Below are 23,137 nucleotides of genomic sequence, written 5' to 3'. Positions count from 1 at the left end.
CCAGAACCCGGGCCCCGGGCTCAGGCGAGGGACCGCCCGGCCGGGGCGCGCGCCTGGACCATCCGACGCGTGGGCCGCGTGTCCGAGGAGTGGGCAGGGCCCTTCGACCCTTGCAACGCGAGCAGTCGTCCTCCCGCACGACAGGCCCGGTGGGCGCGCGTCCACTGCAACGGCGTGGGTCGGGGCGTTGTAACGCGTTGCAGCAACGGGTTACGGTCCAGTCGACCCGTGGGAGTTCACCCGGGTGACGTTTGGCGACAAGGGAGTCCCCATGACCTCGGCCACCCCCGCGCGCTCGGCCCGGCCCGCGCACCCCGCCCGCCGGGCCCGGACCGCCGCCCGCCTCGGCACCGCGCTCGCCGTCGCGCTCACGGGCGCCGCCGTGCAGGCCGGCCCGCTCACCGCGCCCGCGACCGCCGCCGCCTCGAGCGCCGCGCTCGTCGGGAGCCTGCAGAGCGAGCTCGGCTGCCCCGGCGACTGGCAGCCGGACTGCGCCGCGACCGAGCTCGCGCCGACGGACGTCCCCGGGCAGTTCGCCGCCGAGTTCGAGGTGCCGGCCGGCGAGTGGGAGTACAAGGTCGCCCTCAACGACACGTGGGACGAGGCGTACGGGCGCGACGGCGGCCAGGACAACGTGCCGCTCGTCGTCGCCGGCCCGACCCGCCTGCGCGTCACCTACGACGACGCGACCCACCGGATCGCGCTCACGCCCCTCGACCTCGCCGGCGAGTACACCGACGCCGACGACGCGCTCGTGGCCGAGCCCGTGCGCCAGGCCGGCTCCGCCGAGCAGTTCTACTTCGTCATGACGGACCGGTTCGAGAACGCCGACCCCACGAACGACACCGGCGGGCTCACGGGCGACCGCCTCGTCACGGGCCTCGACCCCACCGACAAGGGCTTCTACCAGGGCGGCGACCTCGCGGGCCTGCGCGCGCAGCTCGACTACATCGAGGGCCTCGGCACGTCGGCGATCTGGCTCACGCCGTCGTTCCTCAACCGGCCCGTCCAGGGCACGGGCGCGAACGCGTCGGCGGGCTACCACGGGTACTGGATCACCGACTTCACGCAGATCGACCCCCACCTGGGCACCAACGCCGAGCTCGAGGCGCTCATCGCCGACGCCCACGCGCGCGACATCAAGGTCTACTTCGACATCATCACCAACCACACCGCGGACGTCGTCGACTACGCCGAGCAGCAGTACGCGTACGTCGACCAGGCGACGGCGCCCTACTACGAGGCCGACGGCGTCACCCCGTTCGACCCGGCGGACTACGCGGGCACCGGCACGTTCCCGCCGCTCAGCGCGGAGGCGTCGTTCCCGTACACCCCGGTCGTCGCGCCCGAGGACCAGGACCTCAAGGTCCCGGGCTGGCTCAACGACCCGACGCTCTACCACAACCGCGGCAACTCGACGTGGGCGGGGGAGTCCGTCACCTACGGCGACTTCGACGGCCTCGACGACCTCATGACCGAGCACCCGACCGTCGTCGACGGCTTCGTGGACGTCTACCAGGACTGGATCGACCTGGGCATCGACGGCTTCCGCATCGACACCGTCAAGCACGTCAACTTCGAGTTCTGGGAGCAGTGGACGACCGAGGTCCTCGACTACGCCCACGCGCAGGGCAAGCCGGACTTCTTCATGTTCGGCGAGGTCTACGACGCCGACGCCGCGAAGCTCTCGCCGTACGTGCGCCGGACCGACATGAACTCGGTCCTGGACTTCACCTTCCAGTCGGCCGTCTCGACGTACTCGCGCGGCTTCAGCCCGCTCGGACTGAGCCAGCTGTTCGCGTCGGACGACATGTACACGACGCCGACGACGAGCTCGACCGCGCTGCCGACCTTCCTCGGCAACCACGACATGGGCCGCATCGGCTACTTCGTCCAGGGCGACGGCAGCGGCCTCGAGCGCTCCGAGCTCGCGCACAGCCTCATGTACCTCACGCGCGGCCAGCCGGTCGTCTACTACGGCGACGAGCAGGGCTTCGCGGGCCTCGGCGGCGACAAGAGCGCCCGCCAGACGCTCTTCGCGTCGCAGGTCGCCGAGTACACCGACCAGCAGCTGCTCACCGGCGAGACGGTCGGCTCGGTCGACCGGTTCGACACCGACGCGCCGCTGTACCAGCACATCGCCGCGCTCTCCGAGCTGCGCGACACGACGCCCGCGTTCGAGAGCGGCGCGCAGGTCGAGCGGCCCGTGAGCGGCGCCGGCGAGGGCTCGGTCTACGCGTTCTCCCGCGTGCACCGCGACGACGAGGTCGAGCACCTCGTGGCCGCCAACAACGCGGCCTCCGACGCCGTCGTCACCGTCGACACGCTGACGCCCGGGGCGACGTTCACCTCGCTCCTCGGCGGGCACGCCGACGTCGTGGCCGACGCGGACGGCCTCGTCACCCTCACCGTCCCGGCCCTCAGCGCCGTCGCGCTCGTCGCGGACGCGACCGTCGCGGCGGGCGCGGACGACCTCGTCGTCGAGGTGCCCTCGCCGGGCGCCGCCGTGACCGGCGTGGCTCCCGTGGCCGCCGACGTCGCCGACGTGTGGGCCGAGACCTCGTTCTCCTACCGCGTGGCGGGCGACGACGGCTGGACGCCGCTCGGCACCGCCGAGACGACGGAGCCGCGCGTCTTCCACGACGTCGCCGACCTCGCGCCCGGCACGCTCGTCGAGTACCGCGCGGTGAGCACCGACGCCGCGGGCACCCGCGTGGCCGGCTCCACCTTCGCCTCGGTCGGCGTCGCCGTCGACGGCGTCGTGCCCACCGAGGAGCCCGGCGGCAGCGGCCGCGAGGACCTCCTGGTCACCATCCCGGGCGACCTGAACAGCGAGCTCGGCTGCCCGGGCGACTGGCAGCCCGAGTGCACGGCCGTCCAGCTCACGCACCGCGGCGCGGGCGTCTACTCCGGCGCCTTCGACGTCCCGGCCGGCACGTGGCAGTACAAGATCGCCGTCGGCGGCACGTGGACCGAGAACTACGGCGCCGGCGGCGTCGCGGGCGGCGACAACGTCACCATCACGCTCGACGCGCCGCAGCGCGTGACGTTCGTCTACGACGACGCCACCAAGTGGTTCTCCTCGAGCGCGCAGGGCCCGCTGGTCACGCTGCCCGGCTCCTTCCAGAGCGAGGTCGGTTGCCCGGGCGACTGGCAGCCCGACTGCGTCGTGACGTCCCTCCAGGACAAGGAGGGCGACGGCACCTACACCTGGACGACCGACCGCATCCCGGCCGGCTCGTACGAGCTCAAGGTCGCGCACGGCCTGAGCTGGGACGAGAACTACGGCGTCGGCGGGGCGCCCGGCGGCGCGAACATCCCGTTCGTCGCCTCCGGCGAGCCCATCACCTTCACCTACGACATCGCCACGCACCTGCTGACCATCGGCGACGCGGCCCCGGGCATCCCGGGCCTCGGCCAGGCGCAGGCGCACTGGGTCGACGCGGGCACGATCGCCTGGCCGGCGACGCTCCCGGAGGCGCCGGCCGAGGGTGACGCCTGGCGCCTGCACCACGCGCCGGACGGCTCGGTGGGCGTGGCGGACGACGTCGTCGAGGGCGGCGAGGCGATCGACCTCACGCTCGACCCGGCGGGCCTCTCGGACGAGCAGCTCGAGCGCTTCCCGGCGCTCGAGGGCTACCTCGCCCTCACGATCGACGCCGACCGCGCCGCGGTCGAGGAGCTGCTGCGCGGTGAGCTGCTCGTCGCCCGGTACGCGGCCGACGGCACGCTCACGGCCGCGACCGGTGTGCAGATCCCGGGCGTCGTCGACGACCTGTTCGCCGAGGACGCCGCGGACCGCGCCCTGGGCATCAGCTGGCAGGGCAACCGCCCGTCGCTCGCCCTCTGGGCGCCGACCGCCCAGGACGTCGAGCTGCTCCTGTGGAAGGCCGACGGCTACGGCGACGTCGACCTCGCGGCCGAGCCCGAGCGCGTCGCGATGGAGCGGAAGGCCGACGGCACGTGGACGGTGCGCGGCCACCGGTCGTGGACCGACGGCGCGTACCAGTTCGAGGTGACGGTCTACGCGCCGAGCACCGACGCGGTCGAGACGAACGTCGTCACGGACCCGTACTCGGTGGCGCTCACGCTCAACTCGACGCACTCCGTCGTCGTCGACCTCGACGACCGGGCGTGGCAGCCGCGGCAGTGGCGCAGGGCCGAGCAGCCCGAGGTCCGGCCCGTGGACCAGACGATCTACGAGCTGCACGTCCGCGACTTCTCGATCAGCGACGAGACGGTCGACGAGGAGCTGCGTGGCACCTACCTCGCGTTCGCCGAGCGCGGGACCGACGGGCGCCGGCACCTGCAGGACCTCGCCGACGCCGGCCTCACGACGGTGCACCTGCTGCCGACGTTCGACATCGCGACGATCGAGGAGGACCGGAGCCTGCAGGCGACCCCGCCGTGCGACCTCGCGTCGTTCGCGCCGGACTCGACCGAGCAGCAGGCGTGCATCGACCCGATCCGGGACCAGGACGGCTACAACTGGGGCTACGACCCGCTGCACTTCTCCGCGCCCGAGGGCTCGTACGCCGTCGACGCGCACGGCGGTGCCCGGGTCGCCGAGTTCCGCAGCATGGTCGGCGCGCTGCACGCCGACGGCCTGCAGGTGGTGCTCGACCAGGTGTTCAACCACACCGCGGCGAGCGGGCAGGACCCGAAGTCGGTCCTCGACCGCGTGGTGCCGGGCTACTACCACCGCCTGAGCGCGACGGGCACGGTCGAGACCTCGACGTGCTGCCAGAACCTCGCGACCGAGCACCTCATGACCGAGAAGCTCATGGTCGACTCCGTGGTCACCTGGGCGCGCGACTACAAGGTCGACGGCTTCCGCTTCGACCTCATGGGGCACCACAGCGTGGAGACGATGCAGGCGGTCCGGGACGCGCTCGACGCGCTCACCGAGCGCCGCGACGGCGTCGACGGCTCGGCCGTGTACCTCTACGGCGAGGGCTGGAACTTCGGGGAGGTCGCCGACAACCGCCTCTTCACGCAGGCGACGCAGGGCCAGCTCGACGGCACGGGGATCGGCACGTTCAGCGACCGGCTGCGCGACGCCGTCCGCGGCGGCGGGCCGTTCGACGAGAACCCGCGCATCCAGGGCTTCGGCAGCGGCGCCTTCACCGACCCCAACGGGGACCCGGTGAACGGGACCGAGGCCGAGCAGCTCGCGCGGCTCCAGCACCAGGCCGACCTCGTGCGCCTCGGCCTCGCGGGCAACCTCGAGGACTACGCGTTCGTCACGGCCGACGGCGAGCTGAGCACGGGCGCCGAGATCGACTACAACGGCCAGCCGGCCGGGTACGCCACCTCGCCCGAGGAGGTCGTCACCTACGTCGATGCCCACGACAACGAGACGCTCTTCGACTCGATGACGCTCAAGCTGCCCCAGGACACCCCGATGGCGGACCGCGTGCGGCTCAACACGGTGTCGCTGGCCACCACGGCGCTGGCGCAGACGCCGTCGTTCTGGCACGCGGGCACCGACCTGCTGCGCAGCAAGTCGCTCGACCGCAACAGCTACAACTCGGGCGACTGGTTCAACGAGGTCGACTGGTCCGGCCAGGAGAGCACCTTCGGCCGGGGCCTGCCGCCCGCGGCGGACAACCAGGACAAGTGGCCGTTCCAGCAGCCCCTGCTGGCCGACCCGGCGCTCGAGCCGACGCCCGCCGACATCGCGGCGGCCACCGCGCAGGCGCAGGACCTCCTGCGGCTGCGGTTCTCGACCGACCTGTTCCGCCTGGGCGACGCCGACCTCATCCACGAGAAGGTGACGTTCCCGGGCAGCGGCCCCGACGCGCTCCCCGGCGTCGTCACCATGCACGTCGACGACACCGTGGGGGAGGACGTGGACCGCGACCTCGACGGTCTCCTCGTGGTCTTCAACGCGTCGGACGAGCCCGTCGAGGTCCGGGTCGCCGAGCTGGCGGGTGCGGACTACGCGCTCTCGCCCGTCCTCGCCGAGGGCAGCGACGACGTCGTGAAGCAGACGACGTGGGACGAGGAGACGGGGACGGTCACGCTCCCGGCGCGCACCGTCGCGGCGCTCGTGGACGACGCCGAGAGCGGCGGCCACGGCGGTGGCCCCGGCGGCGGCTGGTCCGAGTGGTGGAGCTGGTTCTGGGGCTGGTGGCCGCCAGTGTGGTGGCCGTGGGGGTGACCTGCACGCGCCGACCGTGAGCCCGACCGACGACGCCGCTCCCCGCCCGGGGGCGGCGTCGTCGCGTCCGCGGCCCCGCCCGGCGGGCCACCTGCGTCGACGTCCGGCATGACGCCGGTCGGCGGGTGAAACACGGGGTGAACTAGGCGCTGAAGCGGTCCTGACCTGCGGCGCGACCCTGTCCTGAGGCGCGGGTGAAACAGTGGGTGAGGTCCGCCGTGAGCGCTGATGACGCCCTCGGAGGGCCGCTAGCGTCGAGACGTGCCGATCTTCAACTCCCCCCCAGGATGGCCGACACCGCCACCCGGCTGGACCCCTCCCCAGGGGTGGCAGCCGGACCCCTCGTGGCCGCCGGCCCCGTCCGACCACGTCTGGTGGACCGAGGCGCCCGCCGCCCCGTCCGCCCCCTCCGGGCTCCACGTCCCCGCGCTCGAGCCCCTCGACGACGACGTCCCCGCACCCCGTGAGGCGCCCTCGCTCGTGCTCGCAGGCGGCCACCCGTCCCCCGCGCACGACCAGGCGCCGGGCGGCCGCGCGGCGGCCTTCGCCGCGCTGCACGAGCTCACGCCCGAGCGTCCCGCGGTGCAGCCGCCGGTGGCGGAGTGGCGCGCCCCCGTCCCGGCCCCCGCACCCGGGGTCTTCACGCCCGGCGCGGCGGTCGCGGCGCCGGCCCCGGCGCCCGTGCCGTTCGTCCCCGCGGCAGCGGCGCCGGCCGTCGACCTCGTCCAGTTCTTCCAGGCCGACGAGCGCCGCGCGGGGCGCAAGGCCGTCCTGGTCGGCATCCTCCTGCTCCTCGTGGGGCTCGGGGTGACCGTCTTCGGGTACGTCGCGGCCGGCATCGGCGACACGTACGTCGTCCTCTGGGGGCCGGTCGCCCTCGGCCTGGTCACCGTGGTCCGCGGGGCGGTCCGGATGGCGCGCGCGGAGAGCACCGCGCTGCGGCAGGTGCTCGCGCCGTCCCGCTGACGGTCAGCCGGCCGCGTCGGCCAGCTCGGCCTGGAACGTCGTGAGGTCCGTGGCGCCGGACGTGAAGCGCGCGACCGCCGCCGTCACGGCGGTGAGCGTTGCGGCCGGCGCCGCGGCCCCGTGGGCGAGCGACGGCACGACGACGTCCTGCTCGAACGAGGCCAGGGCCGAGCGCTGGTAGCTGTCGAGGTCGGCCGGGTCGACGTCGGTCCGGGCCGGGATCGAGCCCTTCTCGGCGCTCAGGGCGGTCTGCGCGTCGAGCGACGCGACGGTCGCCAGCCACGCACGCGCGCCGTCGGGGTTCCCCGCCCCGACGGGGAGCGTGAACGCGTCGGCGAGGAAGTCGAACACGCCCGCCGTGCCCGGGACCGGGAAGTGGACGACGTCGCGCCCGGGCTCGAGCCCCGCGTTCTCGAACGCGGGGACCGCCCAGTCGCCCATGACGTTGAAGGCGGCCTCGCCGTCGACGACGCGCTGGGTCGCGTCGGGCCAGTCGAGCCCGTCCCGGTCGGCGTTGGTGTACGCGAGCAGGTCGCGGAAGTCCTCGAGCGCCGCGCCGACCTCGGGTCCCGACCAGTCGGTCGTCCCGTCCCACAGCCCGGTGTACGCCTGCGGGCCGAGGCCGGCGAGCAGCACCGTCTCGAGCAGGTGCACCTGGGTCCACGTCGTGGCCAGCGCGAGGGGCGTGCGCCCCGACGCCTCGACGGCCTCGAGAGCGACGAGCCACTCGTCGACCGACGCGTACGTCGCGGCGGGGTCGAGGCCGGCCGCCTCGAGCACGTCGGGGTTGGCCCAGACGACGTTCGCGCGGTGGATGTTCGACGGGATCGCGTACACGCGGCCGTCCACGCTCAGGCGGTCGAGGACGCCCGGGGGGAAGGCGTCGCCCAGGTCCTCGTCGTCCACGAGGTCGGAGAGGTCCGCCAGCCTGCCGGCGGCGACGTAGTCGGCGAGCTCGGCGCCCGCGTGCGCCTGGAAGGTGTCGGGCGGGTCGCCCGCGGCGAGCCGGGAGTCGAGCAGGTCCTTGGCGGCCGAGCCCGCGCCGCCGGCCACGCCCGCGTCCACGAACGCGACGTCGGGGTGCTGCTCCTCGAACACCGCGACGAGGGCGTCGAGCCCGAGCTTCTCCGAGCCGCTGGCCCACCACGTGTAGACCTCGACGCGCTCGCCCGACGGCGCCTGCTGGTCCGCGGAGCCACCGGAGCACGCGGCCAGGGCGGTGGTCGCGACGAGCAGGACGCACGCGGGGACGAGCCTCCTGCGGACCGTCCTCATCGCCACTCCTCGCGTGCGGGCCTGCGCCATCCAACTGTGCGGGCCGGGGGTAGTCAAACACGCGCACGCCGCGCCGGCGAACGCCGTCGACCGCCCCGCCACGCCCCGGTCCGCCGCGCCGTCGCCGCAGGTCAGGGGACATCTCGGCGTCCGGGCCGGGCTCGCGGTGACCCGTCCGGCTGCACCGGCGGTGCGCGCGGCCACGGTATCCTCGGGCGTGGCCAACGAGCGGGTGCCGCCAGGCTCCCAGACCTCCCTGAGGGAGGCCAACCGCGCCCGCATCGTCACCGCGGTCCAGCAGCGCGGCTCCATCACGCAGGTCGAGCTCGCCGCCCTCACCGGGCTGTCGGCGGCCACGATCTCGAACATCGTCAAGGAGCTCACCCACGCGGGCGTGCTCAGCACGACGCCGACCTCGCGCAGCGGCCGCCGCGCACAGCTCGTCACGCTCGCCCGCAACCTCGGCGTCATCGCGGGCGTCCACTTCGGCGAGCGGTCGATGCGCGTCGCCCTCGGCGACGTGACCCAGCGCGTCCTCGCCGAGCAGCGCCTGCCGCTGCCCCCCGAGCACCGCGCCGACAGCGGGCTGGACCGCGCGGCGCTGCTCGTCGAGGAGATGGTGGACTCCCTGGGCGCGACCCTGGGCGAGGTCCTCGCGATCGGCGTCGGCGTGCCGGCGCCCGTCGACGTGCGCACCGGGCGCGTCTCCGGCGTCGGCATCCTGCGCGGCTGGGACGACGTGGACGTGCCCGACGTCCTCGGCCGGCGGCTCGGGGTGCCCGTGCAGGTCGACAACGACGCCAACCTCGGCGCGCTCGCGGAGACGCGGCTCGGCGCCGCGCGCGGCCGGCGGCACGTCGCCTACGTGCGCTCGTCGTACGGCGTGGGCCTGGGCCTCGTGCTCGACGGGCGCGTTCTCCACGGCCGCGCGGGCGCCGCGGGCGAGCTGGGCCACGTCGTCGTGGACGAGGGCGGCGAGCCGTGCCGCTGCGGCAACAGCGGCTGCCTCGAGGGCGTGGTGGGCTCGACCGCGGTGGTGCGGCGGCTCGGCGACCGGCACCACCTCGCGCTGCGCGACCTCGTCGTGCGTGCGCGCGAGGGCGACGCGGCCTGCACGGCGGTCGTGGCCGACGTCGGGCACCGCCTCGGCACCGCGATGGCGGTCGTCTGCACGCTGGTGGACCCGGAGGTGGTGGTCGTGGGCGGCGAGCTGGCGCAGGCGGGCGAGATCTTCCTCGGACCGCTGCGTCGCGCGGTGGTCGAGCGCGCGGTGGAGACGACGGCGGGTCCGGTCGAGGTCGTCGCGTCCGCGCTCGGGGACCAGGCCGAGGTGCGCGGCGCGCTCGCGCTCGCGGTCGACGCCGCCCAGGTCGCCGCACCCGCCACGGCGGGTGCCCGGTGAGGGCGCCGGCGGTCGCGCGCGCCGCGGCCGGCCTCGCGCTCGCGGCGCTCGCGCTCGCGGGGTGCACGGTCGAGCCCGGGGCCTCGGCGCCGTCGCCCGGGGGCAGCGTGACGATCGCGCTCCTGCTGCCCGAGTCGAAGACGACGCGGTACGAGAGCATCGACCGCCCGGTGTTCGAGCAGGTGGTCGGCGAGCGCTGCGAGGACTGCGCCGTGCTCTACGCCAACGCCAGCCAGGACGCGGCGCGCCAGCAGCAGCAGGCCGAGTCCGCGCTGACCCAGGGCGCCGACGTCCTCGTGCTGGACGCGGTCGACAGCTCGGCCGCGCAGAGCATCGTCGCCGCGGCGGCCGAGCGCGGGGTCGCGGTCATCGCCTACGACCGGTTCGTCGCGGACGCGCCCCTCGACTACTTCGTCGCCTACGACGCGGCGCGCGTCGGCCAGCTCCAGGGCGAGGCGCTCGTCGCCGCCGTCGGGCCGACCGAGCCGGGGCAGGGCGTGCTGCTCGTCCACGGGGCGAGCACGGACCCCAACGTCGCCGGCCTCAAGGCCGGGCTCGCCCGGGCGCTCGCCGACTCCGGCCTCACCGTGCTCGCGGAGTACGACACCCCGGACTGGAGCCCCGACAAGGCCCAGGAGTGGGTCCAGGGCCAGCTCACGCAGTACGCGGGGCGCGTGGTCGGCGTCTACGCGGCGAACGACGGCACCGCGGGCGGGGCGATCTCGGCGATGCGCGCGGCCGGCATGGAGCCCGTGCCGCCCGTGACCGGTCAGGACGCCGAGCTCGCGGCGATCCAGCGGATCGTCGCCGGCGACCAGTACATGACCGTCTACAAGGCGATCAGCCAGCAGGCGCGCACGGCCGCCGAGCTCGCGGTGCGGCTGAGCCGCGGCGAGACGCCGGCCGCCGTCGCGCACGTCGAGGGGGTGCCGTCGGTGCTGCTCGCACCCGTGGCCGTGACCCGGGAGCAGGTGGACAGCGTGATCGTCAGAGGCGGCGTGCACAGCACGGAGGAGATCTGCGTGGAGCCCTACACCCAGGCCTGCCGGGACCTCGGGCTGATCGGGGAGGGCTCGTGAGCGCCGACGCCGCGGGCCTGCCCGCCGACCTGCCCGTGACGTCCGGCGACGAGCCGGTGATCTCGCTGCGCGGGGTGTCCCACAGCTACGGCGCCGTGCGCGCGCTCGTCGACGTCGACCTCGACGTGCACGCGCGCGAGGTCGTGGCCGTCGTCGGGGACAACGGCGCCGGCAAGTCGACGCTGGTCAACGTCATGTCGGGCGTGCTCGTCCCGGACGCCGGCGAGGTCGTCGTCGAGGGCCGCGAGACCGAGCTGCGCTCGCCGGGCGTCGCGCGCCAGCTCGGCATCGCGACCGTGTTCCAGGACCTCGCCCTGTGCGAGGACCTCGACGTCGTCGAGAACCTGTTCCTCGGCCAGGAGCTGCGGCGCGGGCCGGTGCTCGACGAGGTCGCCATGGAGCGCGAGGCGTGGCGCCTGCTCGCGCAGCTCGCCGCGCGCGTCCCGTCGGTGCGCATGCCGGTGCGGGAGCTCTCGGGCGGGCAGCGGCAGGCGGTCGCCATCGCCCGCGCGCTGCTCGGCGAGCCGCGCGTGCTCGTCCTCGACGAGCCGACGGCGGCGCTGGGCGTCACGCAGACGGCCGAGGTGCTGCGCCTCGTCGAGCGCGTGCGCGACCGGGGGTACGGCGTCGTGCTCGTGAGCCACACCATGCCGGACGTGCAGGCGGTCGCGGACCGCGTCGTCGTCCTGCGCCGCGGGCGGCTCAACGGCGACTTCGACGCCGACCGCACGTCGTACGAGGAGATCATCGCCGCGATCACGGGCGCGAGCCCGGTGCGCCGACCGCGCGGCCGTCAGGAGGACGCATGACCACGCGAGCGACGGGCGCGATCGGCGCCGAGCGCGGGCTCGACCCGGTGCGGGGCCCGGCCGGGCTCGGGGAGTCGCGCTCGTGGTGGCCCGGTCCGTGGCGCGAGCGCGAGCTGGGCTCGCTGCCCGTCGTCGGCGCCCTCGTCGTGCTGGCGCTCGTCTTCCAGGCGTTCAACGGCAACTTCCTGTCGAGCGACAACCTCGTCAACCTCACGCTCCAGTCGGCGGTCACCGGCGTCATCACCCTCGGCGTCGTCCTCGTGCTCCTCGTCGGGCAGATCGACCTGTCGGTGGGGGCGGTCAGCGGGCTCGCGGCCGCCGTCGTGGCCGTCGGGTTCGTGCAGGAGGGCTGGCCGCTGTGGTCCGCGGTGCTCGCCGCGGTCGCCCTGGGCGCCGCGGTCGGGGCGGGCTACGGGTGGCTGTTCACCCGCCTGGGGGTGCCGAGCTTCGTCATCACGCTCGCGGGCCTGCTCGTGTGCGTGGGCCTCCAGGTGCGCGTGCTCGGCGCGACCGGGTCCATCAACCTGCCCTACGAGTCCTGGCTCGTCCGGTTCAGCCAGCAGGTCTTCCTCGCGCCGGCGACGGCGTACGCGCTCGTCGTCGTGGTCACCGTCGCGTTCGGCGTCGCGCGGTGGGTCGGTCGCCACCGACGGATCGCCGCGGAGCTGCCAGCACCCGGCCTCGCCGCGGTCCTCGTGCCGACCGCGCTGCTCGGCGGCGGGCTCCTGCTGGTCACCTGGTACCTCAACCAGAACCGCGGCGTCGGGGCCATGTTCGCGGTCTTCGTCGCGCTGGTCGGCGCCACCGACCTGCTGCTGCGCCGCACGCGCTGGGGGCGGTCCGTGCGGGCGGTGGGCAGCAACGTCGAGTCCGCGCGCCGGGCGGGGTTCGCGGTGCGACGCGTCTACATGTCGGTGTTCATGGCGTGCACCGCGCTCGCCGCGCTCGGCGGCGTCCTGTCGGCGGGGCGCCTCGCGGCGGCCAACCAGGGGACGGGCGGCTCGGACACCAACCTCACGGCGATCGCCGCAGCGGTGATCGGCGGCACGAGCCTCTTCGGCGGCCGGGGGAGCGCGTGGTCCGCGGTGCTCGGCGCGTTCGTCATCCACTCGATCTCGAGCGGGCTGACGCTGCTCAACCTCGACGCGTCCATCCGCTACATCGTCACGGGCGTCGTGCTCGCGCTCGCGGTGACGATCGACGCGCTGTCCCGCCGGCGCGTGGCCACCCCGCACTGACCCCCGCGCTGAGCCCACCCGGGCGTCCCGCGCCGGGTCCCCGCCGAGGTCGACATCTGCCGCCGAGGTCGACACCTGCGGGTGTCGACCTCGGCGCGAGGTGTCGACCTCGGCGTGCGGTCAGCGGAAGACGATCGTGCGGTGGCCGTCGAGGAGCACGCGGTGCTCCGCGTGCCAGCGGACGGCGCGGGCCAGCGCGCGGCGCTCGACGTCCTGCCCGAGCGCCACGAGGTCCTCGACCCGCTTGGAGTGGTCGACGCGCTCGACGTCCTGCTCGATGATCGGGCCCTCGTCGAGGTCGCCCGTGACGTAGTGCGCGGTCGCGCCGATGAGCTTGACGCCGCGGTCGTGCGCCTGGGCGTAGGGGCGCGCGCCCTTGAAGCTCGGCAGGAACGAGTGGTGGATGTTGATGACCCGGCCGGCGAGGGCGCGGCAGAGGTCGTCCGACAGGATCTGCATGTAGCGCGCGAGCACCACGAGCTCGACGTCGAGCTCGGTGACCAGCTCGAGCAGCCGGGCCTCGGCGTCGGCCTTGGTGCCGCGCGTCACGGGCACGTGGTGGAACGGGATCCCGTAGAACTCCGCGACGCCCGCGAGCGTCGTGTGGTTCGAGACGACGGCGACGATGTCGACGGGCAGGCCCTCGGACTGCCGGCGGAAGAGCAGGTCGTGCAGGCAGTGCGCGGCGGTCGAGACCATGACCACGGTCCGCATGGGGCGTCCGGCCTCGTCGAGCCGCCAGGTCATCGCGAACTCGGCCGCGAGCGTGTCCAGCGCGGCGGAGAGCACCGCGCGCGGCGCCGCCGACTCGACCTGCACGCGCATGAAGAACAGCCCGGTGAGCGGGTCCCCGAACTGCTGCGACTCGGTGATGTTCCCCCCGTGCGAGGCGAGCAGGCCCGCCACGGCGGCGACGATGCCGGGGCGGTCGGGGCACGAGAGGCTGAGGACCCAGTGCGTCGGGTCCGTCGCGGGCGTGAGGTCGCTGGTCACGGGCCCGAGGCTACCCGCCGCCCGCGCGCGATCCCGGCCCTGTCCGCGCGCCCGCGCACTCCCGCGCCGCGCCACTCCCGCGGCCGGGGGTCTCGCCCGACCCGACCCGGGCCGCGCGGCGAGCCCCGGGCGGCGGGGTGGGGCGGCGCCGGGGCGGGGCCCGCCCGCGGGGGGGGGGGGTCGCCCCCCCCCCCCCCGGCGGCCACTTCCGTCACGTGCGCCGCACGTCCCGTGCGCGCCCCGCGCCGGCCCGCCCCGCCGGCCAGCACGGTCCCGCGTCCGGGACCAGCGTGTCGGCGCGCCCCCGTCAGCCCGCCCCGCCGGCCAGCACGGGCACGCGGCCCGGGGCCGCGGGGCCGGCGTCGCCCGCCGGTCGCCGCCCGGCCGCGGCCGCCGCGGGCGCCTCACCCTCGCCGAGGCCGGCGGCGCGGTGCAGGCGGGCGAGGGGTGCGGGCAGCCACCACGCCGCACGCCCCAGGAGCCGCACGGTCGCGGGGACCAGCAGCGCGCGGACGACGGTCGCGTCGACCGCGACGGCGAAGGCGAGCCCCAGCCCGATGAGCTGGAGGAACGTGATCCCGCTCGTCGCCATCGCGGCGAGCACGACGACGAGCAGCAGCGCGGCGCTCGTGATCGTCCGGCCCGAGCGCTGCAGGCCCGCGGCGATCGCGGCCGAGGGGTCGGCGCCGCGCAGGTGCTCCTCCCGCACCCGGCTGAGGAGGAACAGCTCGTAGTCCATGGCGAGGCCGAACGCGATGACCCCGATGAGGACGAGGTTGCTCGGGTCGAGCCGGCCCGTCTCGGTGAACCCCAGCAGACCGGCGAGGTTGCCCTGGTCGAACGCCCACACGACCGCGCCGACGGTCGCCCCGAGCGACAGCACGTTCATGAGGACCGCCTTGAGCGGGAGCAGCACCGAGCCCAGCGCGAGGAACAGCAGGACGAGCGTCACGCCGGCGACGAACCCGATCGTGGCGGGCAGGGTCCGCGCGATCGCGGCGACCGAGTCGACGGTCACGGCCGGCTGGCCGCCCACGAGCACCTCGTCGGCCCCGGCGGGCGGCGCGAGGTCGCGCACGGCCGCCACGAGGTCCTGCGTCGCGGGGGAGTCGACGGTGCCGTCCGTGGTCACCGCGACGACGGTCGCCGCGGTCCCACCGGACTCGCCCTGCCCCTCGACCGCCGCCGACGTGACGCCGGGCACGTCCTCGAGCGTTCCGACCCACTGCGCGAGCGCGGCGTCGTCGACGTCGCCCCGCACGACGACGTCCAGCCCCACGCGGTCCGCGTCGGGGAACTGCGCGGCGAGCACGTCCGCGGCCAGGCGCGGCGCGGAGGACGCGGGCAGGTCCCGCACGTCGCTCGTCCCGGCGCGGAGGTCGAGCGCGGGCAGGGCGACGACGGCGAGCAGCGCCGTCGCGCCGAGGGCCACGGCACCCGGGCGCCGCAGCACGCCGCGCGCGAGCCGGGCCCAGCCGCCGTCGGCCGCCGGACGGGGGGTGCGGCGCAGCGCGGCCGGCAGGCGCAGGCGGCCGGCGTCGACGCGTCGGCCGAGCACCGCGAGCAGGGCCGGCAGCAGCGTGAGCGCGAGCACCATGTCGAGCAGGACGACGGCCATGCCCCCCAGGCCCATCGACCGCAGGAACATCTGGGGGAAGAAGAGCAGGCCGGCGAACGCGATGAGGACGGTGAGGCCCGAGAACGCGACGGTCCGGCCCGCGGTGGCGACCGTGCGGCGCACGGCCGCGTCGACCTCGGTGCCGCGCGCCAGCTCCTCGCGGAACCGGCTCACCATGAACAGCGCGTAGTCGATCGCGAGGCCGAGGCCCAGGATCGTCGTGACGTTGAGCGCGAAGGTCGAGACGTCGGTCGCGAGCGTGAGGACCCGCAGCAGCCCCATCGCCCCGAGGATCGCGACGACCCCGACGACGACGGGCAGCAGCGCCGCGGTGAGGCTGCCGAAGATGAGCACCATGAGCACGAAGAGCACGGGCATGGCGAGCATCTCGGCGCGGACGATGTCCTGCTCCGCGCGGTGCTGGAGGTCCGCCATGGCGGGGACCGGCCCGGCCAGGTGCGTCGTCCACGGGCCTGGCGCCGCGAGCGCGTCCTCGACCGCCTCGAAGGACGCGGTGCGCGCGTCCTCGTCGGCGCCCGCGAGCGTGACGACGGCCATGACCGTGCGGCCGTCCGCGCCGACGAGGCCCGCCGCGACGGGCTCGGGGAGCCCGGGTGTCCACGGGTGGACGACGGACTCGACCGCGTCGGCGGGCAGGGCGTCGGCCAGCGCCGCGACCTCGGCCGCGACGAGCGGGTCCTGCGCGGCGAGCGTGGGGTGCTCCCAGAGCACGACGACGTCGGCCCGGGACCGGGTCAGCGCGTCCTCGACGACCTCCGCCGCCCGCGCCGACTCGCTGTCCGGGTCCTGGAAGCCGCCCCCGCGCACGGCGTCGGCGACCCCGGGCCCGTAGGCGGCCGCGAGCACGGTGAGCAGGGCGACGACGGCGAGCACCCACCGTCGTCGGTCGTGGGCGAGTCGGCCGAGTGCGACGAACATGAGGGACCTCCGTGGCGTACCCTTGGTGATCGGCGATCACCGACGTGAACGGTGTTTGCTAACGGTGTGTACTGAAGCATGCACCGTTCACGGCGGTCAAGGGCGTCTCGCGGCGCCCGTCGCCACGAGCGTCCGGAGGGCCCGATGACCACGCAGACCACGACCACGGAGTCGCGGCGGGACCGGCAGCGCGCCGCGACCGAGGCGGAGATCCGCGGCGTCGCGCGGCGTCAGCTCGCCGCGCACGGCATGGAGGGCGTGTCCCTGCGGGGCATCGCGCGGGAGATGGGCATGACCGCGCCCGCGCTCTACCGGTACTTCGCCAGCCTCGACGACCTCGTCGAGGCGCTGTGCGCGGACCTGTTCGGCGACGTGAGCGACGTGATCAGTGCCGCGCTCGACGACGCCGGCGAGGACCTGGCTGCCCGCATGCACGCGGCGATCCGCGCGTTCCGCCGCTGGGCGGTCGAGCACCCGGCCGAGTTCTCGATGATGTTCAGCCGCGAGCACGACGACCTGCACGGCGACAAGCCCGAGGAGCCGCTGCGCTTCGCGGCCCTCTTCTTCGAGCTCTTCCTCACGATGTGGCGCGCGCAGCCGTTCCCGGTGCCGCCCGCCGACGAGCTCAACCCGGCCGCGTGCGCCCAGCTGGCGGAGTTCGCGGGGGTCCACGGGGTCGACGTCGAGCCCGGGGCGCTGTGGGTCTTCGCGCGCTCGTGGGTGCGCCTGTACGGCGTCATCTGCATGGAGGTGCTGGGGCAGCTGGGGTTCATGTTCTCCGACGTCCAGCCGTACTTCGAGGCCGAGCTCGCCGCCGTCGCGCGCGAGGTGGGCATCGCCTACGTGCCGCCGGCCTGACGCTGCACCCGGACCGGTCGCACCGCGCGCCCCGGCGTCTCACGGGGAGCGTCGGTTCGCCGCCGTCGCGCGGTCGATGGGACCATGGCGCCATGAGCGCGCCCGAGGTGAGGATCGACGTCGTCGGCGACGAGACGGCCGGTGAGCTGCTGACCGTGCGTCGCGCTGCGTTCGTCAGCGAGGCACAGCTGTACGACGACCCGAACATCCCGCCGCTGACGCAGACCCTCGAGGAGCTGCGCGCCGACCTCGCCGACCCCGACGTCGTGACGCTCGGCGCCTGGCTCGGCCACCGCCTCGTCGGCTCGATCCGCATCGGCAGGGACGGCACCAAGGCGACGCTCGGCCGGCTCGCCGTCGCGCCGGACCTCCAGGGCCAGGGCATCGGCACGCAGCTGCTGCTCGCGGTGCCCGAGCGGCTGCCCGCCGACACGACCGAGGTGTGGGTCTTCACCGGCCAGGACTCGGTCCAGAACCTCGCGATGTACACGAAGCACGGCTACGAGCACCAGTACGACCAGGCCGCGGGCGACCTCACGTACGCGTACCTGCGCAAGATCCTCGGCGACGACCCCGAGCCCGAGCCCGCCACCTGAGACCGCCGACGTCCGTGGGGACTTGCCGGGCTTGCTAGTCTGGCCGCGTCGCGACTGGCGAAGAGGTGGGTCACCACCGGGGAGCGACGCAGCATCAGACTTCGGGTCGTACGCCTGGGCCCCCGGTCACCACACCGCGTGTGCGTGCCCGGACCGAGCCGGGGCCACCACCACACCGCTGATGCCGAGGAGAGCCGCATGAGCTCCGAAGTGACCTCCGACCCGACGCCCGCCCGGACCGTCGACGCCACGCTGGACCAGCCGCTGGCCGAGCTGGACCCCGAGATCGCCGCGGTCCTCGACGGCGAGCTCGCGCGCCAGCGCGGCACGCTCGAGATGATCGCCAGCGAGAACTTCGTCCCGCGCGCCGTCCTGCAGGCGCAGGGCTCCGTCCTCACCAACAAGTACGCCGAGGGCTACCCCGGCCGTCGCTACTACGGCGGCTGCGAGCAGGTCGACATCGCCGAGAACCTCGCGATCGAGCGCGCGAAGGCGCTGTTCGGCGCCGAGCACGCGAACGTCCAGCCGCACTCGGGCGCGACGGCCAACGCCGCCGTCATGCACGCGCTCGCGAGCGCGGGGGACCGGTTGCTCGGCCTGGAGCTGGCCCACGGCGGCCACCTCACGCACGGCATGAAGATCAACTTCTCGGGCAAGCTCTACGACGTCGGCGCGTACGGCGTCGACCCCGACACGTTCCTCGTCGACATGGACGTCGTGCGCGCTCGCGCGCTCGAGCACCGGCCCCACGTCATCGTCGCCGGCTGGTCCGCGTACCCGCGGCACCTCGACTTCGCCGCCTTCCGCGCGATCGCCGACGAGGTCGGCGCGAAGCTCTGGGTCGACATGGCGCACTTCGCCGGGCTCGTCGCGACGGGCCTGCACCCGAGCCCCGTGCCGCACGCCGACGTCGTCTCCTCGACCGTCCACAAGACGATCGGCGGTCCGCGGTCGGGCTTCATCCTCGCCACGGAGGAGCTCGGCAAGAAGATCGACTCCGCCGTGTTCCCGGGCCAGCAGGGCGGCCCTCTCATGCACGTCATCGCCGCGAAGGCCGTGTCGTTCAAGATCGCGGGGTCGGCCGGCTTCCGGGAGCGCCAGGAGCGCACGCTCGAGGGCGCCCGGATCATCGCCGACCGCCTGTCGCAGCCCGACGTCGCGGGCGCCGGGGTGTCGGTCCTCACGGGCGGCACCGACGTGCACCTCGTGCTCGTCGACCTGCGCAGGTCCGACCTCGACGGCCAGCAGGCCGAGGACCTCCTGCACGACGCGGGCATCACCGTGAACCGCAACGCGGTGCCGTTCGACCCGCGCCCGCCGCGCGTGACATCCGGCCTGCGGATCGGCACGCCCGCGCTCGCGACGCGCGGCTTCGGCGCCGAGGAGTTCACCGAGGTCGCGGACATCATCGCGACCGCGCTCGTGCACGGTCAGGGCACCGACGTCGACGCGCTCGCGGACCGCGTCGCGCGCCTCACCGAGGCCTTCCCGCTCTACCCGGGCCTGCAGCAGTGACGGGCCGCACGACGGCGCAGGTCCTCGACGGGACGGCGACCGCGGCGGCGATCAAGGGGGAGCTCACCGAGCGCGTGGCCGCGCTCGCGGCGCGCGGGGTCCGGCCGGGCCTCGGGACGCTGCTCGTGGGGTCCGACCCGGGCTCGACCTGGTACGTCGCGGGCAAGCACCGCGACTGCGCCGAGGTCGGCATCGCCTCGATCCGCGAGGACCTGCCCGAGACGGCGACGCAGGAGGAGGTCGAGGCGGCCGTCCGGCGCCTCAACGAGGACCCGGCGTGCACGGGGTTCATCGTCCAGCTGCCGCTGCCGCGGGGCATCGACACGAACCGGGTGCTCGAGCTCGTCGACCCCGACAAGGACGCCGACGGGCTGCACCCGACCAACCTCGGGCGGCTCGTGCTGCGGGTCAACGAGGAGGTCACGTCCTCGCTGCCGTGCACGCCGCGCGGCATCATCGAGCTGCTCGAGCGGCACGGGGTCGGGCTGCGCGGGGCGCACGTGGTCGTCGTCGGCCGCGGGACGACGGTGGGCCGCTCGATCGGCCTGCTGCTCACGCGCCGCGCCGTCAACGCCACGGTGACCCTGACCCACACCGGCACCGCCGACCTCGCGTCGCACACGCGCACGGCCGACGTCGTCGTCGCGGCGGCGGGCGTGCCCGGCATCATCACGGCCGACATGGTCAAGCCGGGCGCCGCGGTGGTCGACGTCGGCGTCTCGCGCGTGCCCGACCCGGAGACCGGGAAGAGCCGGGTCGCCGGCGACGTCGACCCGGGGGTCGCCGAGGTCGCGGCCTGGCTGTCGCCCAACCCGGGCGGCGTCGGGCCGATGACGCGGGCGATGCTCCTGGCCAACGTCGTCGACGCGGCCGAGGCGTCGAACCCCGCCTGAGCCACCCCCGCCCCCGTGCGTTCGGGTGGGGGGATGGGGTCGCGTGGTGGGGGATGAGAAGCGGGGCGGGGCGTGGTCTGTCCTCGTACAGTCCGCACCTCGTGAGGAGACCGTCATGGGCAACGTCCGACCGCACCTCTGGTTCGCGTCCGGGGCAGAGGAGGCCGCCGCCTTCTACGCCGCCACCGTGAAGAACTCGTCGGTGACGAACGTCGTCACCGCGCTCCCGGGCACGCCGGGTGTCGAGGAGGGGGCGGCCTTCATCGTCGACTTCGTCCTCGACGGGATGCCGGTGACCGCGATCAACGCGGGCCCGCAGTTCCGGCTCGACGAGGCCTTCTCGTTCTACCTCACGTGCGACACGCAGGCGGAGGTGGACCACTACTGGGAGGCGCTGGTGGCCGACGGCGGCGAGCACAGCCAGTGCGGCTGGCTCAAGGACCGCTTCGGCGTCTCCTGGCAGGTGGTCCCGCGCCAGCTCGAGGACCTCATGTCGCGGCCCGACGCCGCGGGCGTCCAGCGCGCGTTCGAGGCGATGATGGGCATGCAGAAGCTCGACGTCGCCGCGCTCGAGGCGGCGTACGAGGGCCGCTGAGCCAGCCCCGCACTCCCTGCCCCGGCGGAGGGTGTCGACCTCGGCGGAGGGCGTGCCTCGGCGAGGTGTGCGGCCGGCCGTGTCGGGGGGATGGGGTTGGATGACCGGGTGCTCACGATCGCGACCATCAACGTCAACGGCCTGCGTGCCGCCGTCCGCCGGGGCATGGACGCGTGGCTCGCGTCGCGCCGGCCCGACGTCGTCCTGCTGCAGGAGGTGCGCGCGCCGCAGGAGGCGGTCGGCGAGGTCTTCACCGGGCCCGAGTGGCACGTGGCGCACGCCGAGTCCGAGGTGAAGGGCCGCTCGGGCGTGGCCGTGGCGTCGCGCGTCCCGCTGAGCGCGGTGCGCATCGGGCTCGACCAGGGCATCGCGACCAACACCGGCCGCTGGATCGAGGCCGACCTCGAGCTGCCCGACGGCGGTGCGCTCACGGTCGTCTCGACGTACGTCCACTCGGGCACGCTCGGGACGCCGTCGATGGACGAGAAGTACGCGTTCCTCGACCTCGCGACCGCGCGCATGGACGCCCTGCGCGAGGCAGGGGCCCGCGCGGTCGTGGCGGGGGACGTCAACGTCGCGCACCGCAACGAGGACCTCAAGAACTGGAAGGGCAACCTCAAGGCCGCCGGCTGCCTGCCGGAGGAGCGGGCGTACCTCGACCGGTGGTTCGACGCCGGCTGGGTGGACCTCGGGCGGCGCCTCGGGGGCGACGGGCCGGGGCCGTACACGTGGTGGTCGTGGCGCGGCAAGGCGTTCGACAACGACGCCGGCTGGCGGATCGACCTGCAGGTCGCGTCGCCCGCCCTCGCGCCGCTCGCGCTCAAGGCCGAGGTCGACCGGGCGCCGTCGTACGCGGAGCGGTTCAGCGACCACGCGCCCGTCGTGGTGACCTACGACGTCTGAGCGGGCTCCGCGACCGGGAGCTCGCGCAGGCGCATCAGCGGCGAGAGCAGCACGGGCAGGACCGACAGCGCCTCGATGCCGGCCGCGACCCACAGCGTCGGTACCACGCCGATGCTCGCCCCGAGCGCGCCGCCGAGCAGACCGCCGAGCGGCAGCGTCCCCCAGACGATGAACCGCACCGAGGCGTTCATCCGGCCGAGCAGCGCGGGCGGGCACAGCCGCTGCCGGAAGCTCACCTGGGCGACGTTGTACACCACGACCGCGAGGTTGAAGAGGACGCCACCGAGCACGAGGGTGACGACCGGGGGCACGCCCGCGGAGGCCAGGGGAGCGGCCAGGGGGGTGAGCGCCATGGCCGGCACGCCGAGGGCGATGCTCACGGGGATGATGCGCGCCTCGCCGACCCACCGCGACAGCGGCTCCGTGAGCACCGCGCCGACGAGCCCGCCCACGGCTCCGGCGGACAGCACGAGGCCGAGGGTCGCCGCGTCGAGACCGAGGTGACGCAGGATGTACAGCGCCGAGAGGGCGCCCGCGACGCCGCCCGCGAAGTTGCCGAGGCCCGTGCAGGCGACGATGCGCCGCAGCAACGGCTGCCGGACGACGAACGCGAGGCCCTCGGCGATCTCGGTGCGCAGCGGGCGCCGGTCCTCACGTCGGGGCAGCTCCTCGACCTGCCGGATGCGCCCCACCGCGAGGGCCGAGAGCAGGTACGTGACCACGGTGCCGAGCACGAGGACCGGCGCGGTCACCACGCGCAGCAGCGCGCCACCCAGCGCGGGCGCCGCGACCATCGCGACGGAGGCGGTGGCCTGGAGCTTGGAGTTGCCCTCGACGATGTGATCGAGCCCGACGAGGCCGGGCACGTAGCTCTGGTGCGCGACGTCGAAGAAGACCGTCGCCGCGCTGATGACGAGCGCGCACGCGTACAGCAGGGGCATCGATGCGTGGTCCGTGAAGGCCGCGACCACGACGACGGCGAGCACCGCGGCGCGGACGAGGTCCGCCACGATGAGCGTCCGCCGCTTGCGCATCCGGTCGACCCAGGCGCCCGCGGGCAGCCCGATGACGAGGAACGCCGCGGACTCGGCCGCCGTGAGGAGTCCCATCTGCCACTCGGTCGCCGCGAGGTGCGTGACGGCGTACACCGGGAGGGCGAGGAACGTCAGCTGCGCCCCGAGCTGCCCGAGCGCGTCGCCCGTCCACAGGCGGCGGAAGTCGGGGTGGTGCACGAGGGAGCGGCGGTCGGTCACGGGGTGAGCATGGGCCCACTGATTGGGAGATGTCAATCAGTG

The 23,137-nt window shown here is 74.7% G+C and carries 16 protein-coding genes and 1 riboswitch; of the genes, 12 read left to right on the top strand and 4 right to left on the bottom strand.

What is annotated here, in order from left to right; genetic code table 11:
- Window positions 1-271: 271 nt before the first annotated feature.
- Together pulA and JIG38_RS15205 are read left to right on the top strand one after the other, a co-directional pair.
- Window positions 272-6,163, top strand: a complete 5,892-nt coding sequence (gene pulA / locus JIG38_RS15210) for a pullulanase-type alpha-1,6-glucosidase (protein WP_199424661.1) — start codon at window positions 272-274, stop codon at window positions 6,161-6,163.
- Window positions 6,164-6,424: 261 nt separating this feature from the next.
- Entirely contained in the window at window positions 6,425-7,129 is a 705-nt protein-coding gene (locus tag JIG38_RS15205) for a hypothetical protein (RefSeq protein ID WP_199424689.1), read from the top strand.
- A gap of 3 nt (window positions 7,130-7,132) precedes the next feature.
- On the opposite strand, the gene JIG38_RS15200 is transcribed toward JIG38_RS15205, so the two are convergent.
- Window positions 7,133-8,404, bottom strand: a complete 1,272-nt coding sequence (locus JIG38_RS15200) for an ABC transporter substrate-binding protein (RefSeq protein WP_199424660.1) — start codon at window positions 8,402-8,404, stop codon at window positions 7,133-7,135.
- 217 nt (window positions 8,405-8,621) lie between these two features.
- Between JIG38_RS15200 and JIG38_RS15195 the strand changes: the two genes are divergently transcribed.
- Genes JIG38_RS15195 through JIG38_RS15180 form a run of 4 tightly spaced genes read left to right on the top strand, consistent with a single transcriptional unit; the run spans window position 8,622 to window position 12,932 of the window.
- A complete protein-coding gene (locus JIG38_RS15195) occupies window positions 8,622-9,806 on the top strand; it encodes an ROK family transcriptional regulator (protein WP_199424659.1) in 1,185 nt (394 codons plus the stop codon).
- The gene (locus JIG38_RS15190) at window positions 9,803-10,885 is read left to right on the top strand and encodes a substrate-binding domain-containing protein (protein WP_199424658.1); all 1,083 of its coding nucleotides are present in this window, start codon (window positions 9,803-9,805) and stop codon (window positions 10,883-10,885) included. The genes JIG38_RS15195 and JIG38_RS15190 overlap by 4 nt, the downstream gene beginning before the upstream one ends.
- Window positions 10,882-11,694, top strand: a complete 813-nt coding sequence (locus tag JIG38_RS15185) for an ATP-binding cassette domain-containing protein (RefSeq protein ID WP_307844962.1) — start codon at window positions 10,882-10,884, stop codon at window positions 11,692-11,694. The genes JIG38_RS15190 and JIG38_RS15185 overlap by 4 nt, the downstream gene beginning before the upstream one ends.
- The gene (locus JIG38_RS15180; protein WP_199424657.1) at window positions 11,691-12,932 is read left to right on the top strand and encodes a sugar ABC transporter permease; all 1,242 of its coding nucleotides are present in this window, start codon (window positions 11,691-11,693) and stop codon (window positions 12,930-12,932) included. Before JIG38_RS15185 ends, JIG38_RS15180 begins: the two co-directional genes overlap by 4 nt.
- Window positions 12,933-13,052: 120 nt before the next feature.
- Here the strand turns inward: JIG38_RS15180 and purU are convergent, their stop codons facing one another.
- Together purU and JIG38_RS15170 are read right to left on the bottom strand one after the other, a co-directional pair.
- Window positions 13,053-13,925, bottom strand: a complete 873-nt coding sequence (gene purU / locus JIG38_RS15175; RefSeq protein WP_199424656.1) for a formyltetrahydrofolate deformylase — start codon at window positions 13,923-13,925, stop codon at window positions 13,053-13,055.
- A gap of 307 nt (window positions 13,926-14,232) precedes the next feature.
- On the bottom strand, window positions 14,233-16,482 hold the full coding sequence (locus JIG38_RS15170) for an MMPL family transporter (RefSeq protein ID WP_199424655.1): 2,250 nt from the start codon (window positions 16,480-16,482) through the stop codon (window positions 14,233-14,235).
- A gap of 144 nt (window positions 16,483-16,626) precedes the next feature.
- Here JIG38_RS15170 and JIG38_RS15165 point away from each other — a divergent pair, with 144 nt between their 5' ends.
- The 6 genes from JIG38_RS15165 (at window position 16,627) to JIG38_RS15140 (ending at window position 21,842) form a co-directional block, all read left to right on the top strand.
- Window positions 16,627-17,340 carry a TetR/AcrR family transcriptional regulator gene (locus tag JIG38_RS15165; RefSeq protein ID WP_199424654.1) on the top strand — a complete coding sequence of 238 codons (714 nt, stop codon included), beginning with the start codon at window positions 16,627-16,629 and terminating at the stop codon, window positions 17,338-17,340.
- A 92-nt stretch (window positions 17,341-17,432) separates the two neighbouring features.
- Window positions 17,433-17,936, top strand: coding sequence for a GNAT family N-acetyltransferase (locus tag JIG38_RS15160; protein WP_199424653.1), 504 nt, complete (start codon window positions 17,433-17,435; stop codon window positions 17,934-17,936).
- Window positions 17,937-17,976: 40 nt separating this feature from the next.
- Window positions 17,977-18,063, top strand: a riboswitch (ZMP/ZTP riboswitch).
- Between the two features lie 71 nt (window positions 18,064-18,134).
- Window positions 18,135-19,451, top strand: coding sequence for a serine hydroxymethyltransferase (gene glyA, locus JIG38_RS15155; RefSeq protein WP_233405069.1), 1,317 nt, complete (start codon window positions 18,135-18,137; stop codon window positions 19,449-19,451).
- Window positions 19,448-20,344 (top strand): bifunctional methylenetetrahydrofolate dehydrogenase/methenyltetrahydrofolate cyclohydrolase, encoded by an 897-nt coding sequence (locus tag JIG38_RS15150; RefSeq protein ID WP_199424652.1) that lies wholly within the window; start codon window positions 19,448-19,450, stop codon window positions 20,342-20,344. Before glyA ends, JIG38_RS15150 begins: the two co-directional genes overlap by 4 nt.
- Before the next feature lie 115 nt (window positions 20,345-20,459).
- Window positions 20,460-20,939 carry a VOC family protein gene (locus tag JIG38_RS15145; protein ID WP_199424651.1) on the top strand — a complete coding sequence of 160 codons (480 nt, stop codon included), beginning with the start codon at window positions 20,460-20,462 and terminating at the stop codon, window positions 20,937-20,939.
- A gap of 108 nt (window positions 20,940-21,047) precedes the next feature.
- Entirely contained in the window at window positions 21,048-21,842 is a 795-nt protein-coding gene (locus tag JIG38_RS15140) for an exodeoxyribonuclease III (protein ID WP_307844961.1), read from the top strand.
- Here JIG38_RS15140 and JIG38_RS15135 read toward each other — a convergent pair.
- On the bottom strand, window positions 21,830-23,095 hold the full coding sequence (locus JIG38_RS15135) for an MFS transporter (RefSeq protein ID WP_199424649.1): 1,266 nt from the start codon (window positions 23,093-23,095) through the stop codon (window positions 21,830-21,832). The genes JIG38_RS15140 and JIG38_RS15135 overlap by 13 nt on opposite strands.
- Window positions 23,096-23,137: the final 42 nt, after the last annotated feature.

It is taken from the genome of Actinotalea solisilvae, from assembly GCF_016464425.1.
Taxonomy (GTDB): Bacteria; Actinomycetota; Actinomycetes; order Actinomycetales; family Cellulomonadaceae; genus Actinotalea; species Actinotalea solisilvae.
This window is presented reverse-complemented; position numbering and strand designations above follow the sequence as displayed.

Bases quoted from the DNA above. Each gene is read 5' to 3' on its own strand.
- pulA (WP_199424661.1), top strand. From the start codon at position 272: ATGACCTCGGCCACCCCCGCGCGCTCGGCCCGGCCCGCGCACCCCGCC.
- JIG38_RS15200 (WP_199424660.1), bottom strand. From the start codon at position 8,404: ATGAGGACGGTCCGCAGGAGGCTCGTCCCCGCGTGCGTCCTGCTCGTC.
- JIG38_RS15180 (WP_199424657.1), top strand. From the start codon at position 11,691: ATGACCACGCGAGCGACGGGCGCGATCGGCGCCGAGCGCGGGCTCGAC.
- JIG38_RS15170 (WP_199424655.1), bottom strand. From the start codon at position 16,482: ATGTTCGTCGCACTCGGCCGACTCGCCCACGACCGACGACGGTGGGTG.
- JIG38_RS15165 (WP_199424654.1), top strand. From the start codon at position 16,627: ATGACCACGCAGACCACGACCACGGAGTCGCGGCGGGACCGGCAGCGC.
- JIG38_RS15160 (WP_199424653.1), top strand. From the start codon at position 17,433: ATGAGCGCGCCCGAGGTGAGGATCGACGTCGTCGGCGACGAGACGGCC.
- glyA (WP_233405069.1), top strand. From the start codon at position 18,135: ATGAGCTCCGAAGTGACCTCCGACCCGACGCCCGCCCGGACCGTCGAC.
- JIG38_RS15145 (WP_199424651.1), top strand. From the start codon at position 20,460: ATGGGCAACGTCCGACCGCACCTCTGGTTCGCGTCCGGGGCAGAGGAG.